Origin of the sequence: Streptomyces sp. NPDC058964 (assembly GCF_042741275.1) — a bacterium.
Classification (GTDB): Bacteria; Actinomycetota; Actinomycetes; order Streptomycetales; family Streptomycetaceae; genus Streptomyces.
On sequence record NZ_JBHYKH010000510.1, the window covers coordinates 1 to 554 of the forward strand.

Here is a 554-nt window from a genome sequence, read left to right on the forward strand (position 1 = left end):
TGGGGCCGGGCGGCACGACGCTGGCCGGGGTCGGCCGCTCGGGCACCGGCAAGTCCCTGCTGGCGGCCCTGGCGGGCCGGCTGGCCGACCCGGACGCGGGCGAGGTCCTGCTCGACGGGGTGCCCCTGCCCGACCTCACCCACGACGACCTGCGCGGCGCGGTCGCCCATGCTTTCGACCGCCCGGCCCTGCTCGGCACGACGATCGCGGACACGATCGCCCTCGGACTGGACGCTCCCCCGTCCGCCCGTGTCACGGAGGCCGCCCGCAGGGCCCGCGCCGACGACTTCGTCCGCCGCCTCCCCGACGGCTACGCCACCGCCTGCGCCCACGCTCCCCTGTCCGGCGGCGAGTCCCAGCGCCTCGGCCTCGCCCGCGCCTTCGCCCACGGCGGCCGCCTGCTGATCCTCGACGACGCCCTCTCCAGCCTGGACACGGTCACGGAGCGCCACATCACCCGGGCGCTGCCGGCCGGGGACACCCGCGCCACCCGTCTTCTCGTCGCGGCCCCCGCCGCCCCCCCGGCCCCGGGCGCCCCGGGGGCCAGGGGGGTG

Annotated in this window: 1 protein-coding gene; it reads left to right on the plus strand. The window is 79.8% G+C overall.

The features are described 5' to 3' along the window. Positions 1 to 554: ATP-binding cassette domain-containing protein (locus ACFW2E_RS38660; protein WP_384474280.1), on the plus strand; the 554-nt coding region annotated here is incomplete at both ends.